Here is a 7,094-nt window from a genome sequence, read left to right on the forward strand (position 1 = left end):
GACGCTAGCCGAACTGCTGCCAGCCGAGTCGGAGAACCATCCCCACCACGACGACGAGCAGGACAATTCTGACGAAACCGGCACCCCTGGCGACCGCTGTTCTGGACCCGATTACCGCCCCGAAGACGTTGCATACCGCCATGGCAGCGCCGAGCTGCCAATACACGCTGCCGGTGGCGGCAAAGAATGCGAGGGCCCCGACGTTGGATCCGACATTGATCACCTTGGCCATCGCAGCACTACGCACGAATTCCGTTCCGAGCATCGTGGCGAACACGATGATGAGAAATGTGCCGGTTCCGGGCCCGAGTATTCCGTCGTAGAAGCCGATCCCCGCGGCAGCGAGACCCACGACGATCAGAACCTTGCGATGCGTCGGCGGCGCCGCCACGGTTCGACCGATGGTAGGGCGACACGTCACGAGTACTGCTACTCCGACGAGGACGACCATGATGATCGGAATGAACAGCTCGCGGTCGATCAGCGAGACTGCGGCAGCACCGGCCGCCGATGTCACCGCGGCGAGGGCACCGGCCGGGACCAGCACTGTCCAGTTCAGCGAGACCTTCCGAGCAAAGGTCACGACTGCGGCAACGGTCCCGAATACCGCGGTCGCCTTGTTGGTCGCGAGCGCCGCCTGCTGCGTCAGTTGTGGTGCCACGAGCAGGATTGCGGGCAACAGGATCAGGCCGCCTCCACCGACCACCGCGTCGACCCAACCAGCGGCTGTCGCAGCCACCATCAGCAGTCCCCAGTCCGCGGCAGTCATACGGCAAACTCAATCACATGCGTCGTTTCAGTCTGTGGCTCCGTGGGCAGCCATTCGTGGCCGATGCATTGCTGGCGGCAGGACTGTTCGTCGTCGAGATGTTGGTGTTCGTCAGTTCTGCCGATGGACTGAACGGGCCGTTGTTTCTCGTGTTCTCGGTCGTATTGTCGGCACCCGTTGCGTGGCGGCGACGCTTTCCTCGGTCGATTGCAGCGTTCGCGCTCGTGGCCACGGGCATCTGCGATATCGCGGGCGCCATGGTGGGCGACGCCGTCAACGGTCACCCGGCGACGCTGGCTCTGCCGATCATGCTGTACACCCTGGTTGCGTACATGGGACGAGTTCAGGGCGCCGTCTATGCCGTTGCTCTCGCAGCGTATTCGGTGGCGTCCATGCTGCTGTTCGACCAGCCGATCTTCACGACACTGTTGTTCGGTGCGCTTCTCTACGCGCTGTCCTGGCTCGCGGCGGAGTTTCTCGGTGCTCGGCGGGCCTTCGACGAGGCGACTCAGGCTCGACTGGTCGTCGCCGAGTACGACCGAGACCGCCGCGCCGAGGAAGCCGTGATCGCGGAACGCACGCGCATCGCGCGTGAACTTCACGACGTCATCGCCCACAGCGTCAGCGTCATGGTGGTTCAGGCCGACGGTGCCTCGTACGCAATCCGGCGTAATCCCGAGCGCGCGGAGCAGGCTGTGGCCAACATTTCCGCGACCGGTCGGCTTGCGCTGGCAGAGTTACGCCGAACCGTCGCACTGATGCGCACCTCCCCGGACTCGGACGACATGCCTCAGTACGGCACAGCCGGCCTCGCCCGGGTGGTGGAGATGATGGGCCGCGCCGGGTTGTACGTCGAACTCGAGCAGACCGGAAATCTCGACGACATCAGCCCGGCAATCAGCCTGGGGGTGCACCGTGTGGTGCAGGAATCGCTCACCAACGTTCTACGGCACGCCGGCCACGCCCCGCGTGCCGTGGTCAAAGTGGTCCGGGAAGACAATGTTGTCACCGTCGAGATCTCCGACAACGGCACCGGCACCGGCACGGACTCATCCGTGGCCGGCGGCGGACACGGACTGCTCGGGATGCGGGAGCGGGTGGCCGTGCTGCAGGGCACGCTGCACGCGGGCCGCACTCCACACGGCAGCTGGCTCGTGCGGGCGACGCTGCCGATCGAGTGAGACTAGGTTGGATCGGTGCCGATCACCGTTGTCGTCGTGGACGACCAAGAGCTCATGCGCATGGGATTGAACATGGTGCTCGAGGCCCAGGACGACATCGAGGTGGTCGGTGAGGCATCCGACGGTGCGGGTGCCATCGACGCCGTGCACAGGCTGGCACCGGCTGTGGTGTTGATGGACGTCCGCATGCCCGGCATCGACGGCGTGTCCGCCACTCGAACCATCATCGAATCCGGATCCGAGACAAGGGTTTTGGTGATGACGACATTCGATCTCGACGAGCACGTCCTGGGAGCGCTTCGGGCGGGCGCAAGTGGATTCCTGCTCAAGGACACACCACCCGAGGATTTGGTATCCGCAATTCGCAGCGTGGCTGCAGGCGATGCAGTCGTCTCACCGAAGGTCACCAAGCGGCTGCTCTCGCGGTTCGTCGCCCAGTCCGTTGCGACCACCGATGCGTCGGTTCTCGACGCACTGACCGGTCGTGAGCGGGAGGTGCTGGTGCACTTGGCGACCGGCCTGTCCAATGCCGAGATCGCGGCCGTTCTGCACCTGTCCGAGGCGACGATCAAGACCCACATCGGTCGAATCCTGACGAAGTTGAATATCCGCGATCGAGTCCAGGCGGTCGTGCTGGCGTACGAAACCGGCCTCGTCCGACCGGGTTCCTGAGAATTTCCCGGCAAACCGGTCACCCCGGGAGCGATTTCGATGCCCCGCGCGTTGTACCGGTGAAGCGAAGAAAGGACCGTCATGCTCGCTCTGTTCGTACTCTATGTCGTCGTCGAGGTCGCGGCACTTGTCGCCGTCTCGAGCGCGCTCGGTGTGCTGTGGACCGTGGTGTTGTTGATCGGCGGATCGCTGATCGGCTCGCTGCTGGTGCGGTCGCAAGGTAGACGCGTATTGGACGGTCTGCGGAGAGCGTCGCGTGGTGAGCGATCGGCCGGCGGTGCCGTGGCCGACGGCGCTCTGTTCGCGGCGGGGTCCGTGGCGATGTTCGTCCCCGGCCTGGTGACCACAGTGATAGGGTTGCTGCTGCTGATCCCGCCGACTCGGTGGCTGTTGCGCCCGGCGGTGATGTGGGCGGCTGCGCGCTGGCTACCGCAGGTCGCGACTGCGACGCGACGTATGCGCCCGACCGTCATCGACGGCGAGATCCTCGAGGATCGCGCCGAAACCACGGGCACAGCGTCGTCGGCGGCGGGTTCTGCTCTCGTGCTCGAAGGTCAGGTGATCGAGGCCGACCGTGTCGATCAGCCGACCGGGGATTTCCGGAAGCCGCACCGGTAGGGGCAGACTGATCGTTCGTGACCACCGAATTGTTCTGCGGCGGACGGATCTACAGTCCGATGGCCTCCGACGCCACCGCCATGGCCGTGACCGACGGAGTCGTCAGTTGGATCGGTGAGGATCGCACCGGCCGGGCGCTTCATCCTGGAGTGCCGGTGACCGACCTGGCCGGCTCGTTCGTGGCGCCGGCATTCGTCGACACGCACGTACACGTCACCGATCTGGGGTTGTCCCTGATCGGACTGGATCTGTCCCACTGCCGATCCCTCGACGACTGCATGCGCGCACTCGCCGAGTACGCAGCGAAGACGTCCGGCGCGCTCGTTTGGGGGCACGGCTGGGACGAATCGGAGTGGATCGAACACCGCTCACCGACGACGTCCGATCTCGATGCAGCAGCTCCGGGCTGCCCGGTGTACCTCACGCGCGTCGATGCGCACTCGGCTGCCGTCTCGACTCCGTTGCGGGCGGCAGCGCCTGGTATCGACACCGCCTCGGGATTCTCGCCACAGTCCCCGCTCACCGCCGATGCACACCACCTCGCGCGGCTGACGGCTCGCACCATGCTCACCACGGACACCCGCACTCGGGCCCGTAGGGCGGCGCTCGACCACGCCGCAGCGCAGGGAATCGTCTCCGTACACGAATGTGGGGGCCCGATAGTGTCGGGGGTCGACGACTTCCGTGAACTGATGGCAACCACACACGGGGTGGAGGTGCGCGGCTACTGGGGCGAGCTGATCGATACGGCCGAACAGGCACGTCAGGTCCTCGCCGACACCGGGGCGCACGGCCTTGCCGGTGACATCTTCGTCGATGGATCGCTGGGCTCGCGTACCGCATGGTTGTCGTCCCCTTATGCGGACGACCCCGGAACGGGAGTCTCCTACCTCGACGTCGATGCGATCACCGCGCACATCGCGGCCTGTACCGCCGCCGGAATCCAAGCCGGCTTCCACGTCATCGGAGACGCCGCGGTCACCGCCACCGTCACTGCCTTCGCGCGTGTCGTCGACGAAGTCGGGACGCCCGCCGTCGCTGCATGTGGACACCGGCTCGAACATCTGTCGATGGTGAGACCGGAACAGTCCGATCTTCTGGCCTCGTGGGGCGTGATCGCCAGTGTGCAGCCGCTGTTCGACGCACTGTGGGGCGGTTCGGACGGCCTGTACGCAGCACGTCTCGGTGCCGAACGCGGCGCCGCACTCCATCCGTTCGCCCGATTGGCCTCGGCCGGCGTCGCCCTCGCTTTCGGTTCCGACGCTCCGGTCACTCGCCTCGATCCATGGGCGACAGCGAGAGCCGCCGTCAATCACCACACGCCGGGCAGTGCCGTTTCACCCCGAGCTGCATTCTCCGCCGCGACGCGGGGAGCGTGGCGCGCGGGCGGAGTCCGTGACGGCGTGGCGGGCACGTTGGTGCCGGGTGCGCCTGCATCCTTCGCGGTGTGGGACGTCGACGAACTCGTAGTACGGGCCCCCAAAGACAGCGTCCAACGGTGGTCGACGGACCCACGTGCCGGGGTGTCACCGTTGCCCAGCCTCGACGCGTCGGCAGAGAGCCCGCGTTGTTCGATGACCGTCCATCGCGGCAAGGTCATCCATGAACAATGACAGTGATCCGGCGGTCGCGAAGACACTGTCACGGGGTGATCGTCTGCGCTGGGCCACCGTGTCGTCCCTGTTCTCGGTCGGTTCCGGTGTACTGATCTTCGCAAGCTTCCCTCCTCGGACCCTGTGGTTCCTCGCACCGATCGGCATTGCGGTCCTGGCGCTGGTACTGACCGGCTTCGGCGGCCGACGATCGGTGTCATTGAAGGCAGGCTTCGGCTACGGGTATGCCGCCGGACTGGGATTCTTCGTTCCGCTGCTGCCGTGGATCGGTGTGTATGTGGGGCCGATGCCGTGGTTGGCGTTGGCTGCCGCCGAGTCCGTCTTCGTGGGATTGTTCGGGGTACTCGGCGTGGTTGCAGCGCGAAGTGCCTGGTGGCCACTGTCTCTGGCGTTGGTGTGGAGTCTGACCGAATGGCTGCGGTCGAGTGTTCCGTTCGGCGGCTTCCCGTGGGGTCGGCTGGCCTTCGGACAACCCGAGGGCTGGTTGCTGCCGTTGGCGAGCGCGGGAGGCGCGCCGCTGCTCACTTTCGGGGTGGCCCTGACCGGAACCGGCCTCGCAGCGCTGATTCTGGCGAGCTGCCGACCGCGCAGTGTGCGATCCTTCGTCGTTCCAGTGGCTGCGACGACGGTCGCGTCCATCTTCGCGCTGGCTCTGCTACCGACTCTGCATACCAACGACGCGGAGGACGGTGAGCGCACGGTCACCATCGCTGCCGTGCAGGGAAGCGTTCCGCGATTGGGTCTGGATTTCAACGCACAGCGCCGCGCAGTTCTGGACAATCACGTCCGGGAGACCATGACTCTGGCCGCCGATGTCGAGGCGGGCAGACAACCGGCTCCGGATCTCGTCGTGTGGCCGGAGAACGCGTCCGATATCGATCCGTTGCGGAATCCAGACGCTGCGACTCTCATCACTCGAGCCTCGGTTGCCGTCGGTGCGCCGATCCTCGTGGGCACGGTGCTCGTCAATGCCGATGGTACGAACTCGAATTCCGTCATTGCCTGGAACGGTGACGACGGCCCCGGCGAGCGGCACGACAAAAAGATAATTCAACCGTTCGGCGAGTACTTGCCCTACCGAAGCTTTTTTCGTTTGTTTTCCGAATATGCCGACCGGGCGGGATATTTCGTCCCTGGTAGCGGAAACGGGGTGGTGCACGCCGCAGGAATAGCCGCCGGAATAGCAACGTGCTACGAGGTCGCATTCGATCGCGCTCTCGAAGAATCGGTCCGGTCCGGCGCGGAATTCATTGCCATCCCAACCAACAACGCGACCTTCGGCGACACCGAAATGACCTACCAGCAACTTGCGATGTCGCGAGTACGGGCCGTCGAACACGGAAGGACTGTCGTGGTGGCCGCGACGAGTGGTGTCAGCGCAATAGTCTCGCCCGACGGCGACGTGTTGCAACAGACGCCGCTGTTCACCCCCGACGTGCTCGTTTCGAGTGTTGCGCTACGTCGAACGCACACAGTCGCCACTCGGCTGGGCTTCGGATCAGAGCTGGTCCTGTGCCTCTCTGCTCTCGGCGCACTCGGCGTGACTCTGCTGAACGGGCGGCGCAAGTCCACCACATAAACAAACGTGAAGTTGGTAAACGCTACGTTTTACAGATCTCGACGCTGGATAAATACGGGCGCGTGTCGCTCCGCTCCACTCCAAGAGTCATTCGTTCGATCGAATAGCGCACGTTCGAGTGGCGAACACGGTCACTCCTGTAACAGGCTGGAAGCGGTGGTCGATGCTTCTTATGACTACTGCACAAAAGGCTCCTGCCAATGTTGTATCTTTGTAAGCCGCTGGAGGTGTTGGAGGCCGGTATTCGGGTGCGGCTTCAGTGGGTGGACGGGCTGGACAGCCTCGGCTGCACGTTGTAACGGGATCGAAGGGTCGGCATCGACGTTGTGTTCATGCTGGACACCTGTTCGGGGAGGGAAGCTCGTGTCGCAGACACTGATCGAATCGGTCGTCGCGTCACGCTCGTTCTACGAACTCATAGTTCGGTCGACGCGGTAGAACCAGGAGGCCGCCCCGTTTCAATCCGGTCGACGATGCGCGACGAAGCAATAAGAGCCCTTTCAATACATCGAGCGTGTGTGAACCGACACGAACGCAGACCAGAACGGAAGCCAGAATTGCTCAATCGCGCGCACAAGCCGCCGCGGCTCGACACCCCGAACCGGACCGAAATTTCCGAGCCGATGAACTCGGCGCCGAATTTCGCCACCGCGACCGTGCCG

6 protein-coding genes are annotated in these 7,094 nt (G+C 64.6%); 5 read left to right on the forward strand and 1 reads right to left on the reverse strand.

All coding sequences use genetic code 11. The features are described from left to right. Positions 1-4 precede the first annotated feature (4 nt). On the reverse strand, positions 5-769 hold the full coding sequence (locus tag QM797_RS14325) for a TSUP family transporter (RefSeq protein WP_283276282.1): 765 nt from the start codon (positions 767-769) through the stop codon (positions 5-7). Between the two features lie 17 nt (positions 770-786). On the opposite strand from QM797_RS14325, the gene QM797_RS14330 reads away from it, so the two are divergent. The 5 genes from QM797_RS14330 to lnt all read left to right on the forward strand — a co-directional run bounded on the left by QM797_RS14330 (position 787) and on the right by lnt (position 6,432). After that, on the forward strand, positions 787-1,950 hold the full coding sequence (locus QM797_RS14330; protein ID WP_283276284.1) for a sensor histidine kinase: 1,164 nt from the start codon (positions 787-789) through the stop codon (positions 1,948-1,950). Positions 1,951-1,965: 15 nt separating this feature from the next. Then, positions 1,966-2,622, forward strand: coding sequence for a response regulator (locus QM797_RS14335; RefSeq protein WP_283276285.1), 657 nt, complete (start codon positions 1,966-1,968; stop codon positions 2,620-2,622). An 81-nt stretch (positions 2,623-2,703) separates the two neighbouring features. Beyond that, positions 2,704-3,240, forward strand: coding sequence for an FxsA family protein (locus tag QM797_RS14340; protein WP_283276286.1), 537 nt, complete (start codon positions 2,704-2,706; stop codon positions 3,238-3,240). A 17-nt stretch (positions 3,241-3,257) separates the two neighbouring features. Next, on the forward strand, positions 3,258-4,853 hold the full coding sequence (locus QM797_RS14345; RefSeq protein WP_283276287.1) for an amidohydrolase: 1,596 nt from the start codon (positions 3,258-3,260) through the stop codon (positions 4,851-4,853). Further along, a complete protein-coding gene (gene lnt, locus QM797_RS14350) occupies positions 4,843-6,432 on the forward strand; it encodes an apolipoprotein N-acyltransferase (RefSeq protein ID WP_283276288.1) in 1,590 nt (529 codons plus the stop codon). Before QM797_RS14345 ends, lnt begins: the two co-directional genes overlap by 11 nt. The last annotated feature ends 662 nt before the right edge of the window (positions 6,433-7,094 follow it).

The organism is Rhodococcus sp. IEGM 1381, from assembly GCF_030056795.1.
Lineage (GTDB): Bacteria > Actinomycetota > Actinomycetes > Mycobacteriales > Mycobacteriaceae > Rhodococcoides.

Coding starts and splice junctions, on each gene's coding strand:
- QM797_RS14340 (WP_283276286.1), top strand. CDS start 2,704: ATGCTCGCTCTGTTCGTACTCTATGTCGTCGTCGAGGTCGCGGCACTT.
- QM797_RS14325 (WP_283276282.1), bottom strand. CDS start 769: ATGACTGCCGCGGACTGGGGACTGCTGATGGTGGCTGCGACAGCCGCT.
- QM797_RS14330 (WP_283276284.1), top strand. CDS start 787: ATGCGTCGTTTCAGTCTGTGGCTCCGTGGGCAGCCATTCGTGGCCGAT.
- lnt (WP_283276288.1), top strand. CDS start 4,843: ATGAACAATGACAGTGATCCGGCGGTCGCGAAGACACTGTCACGGGGT.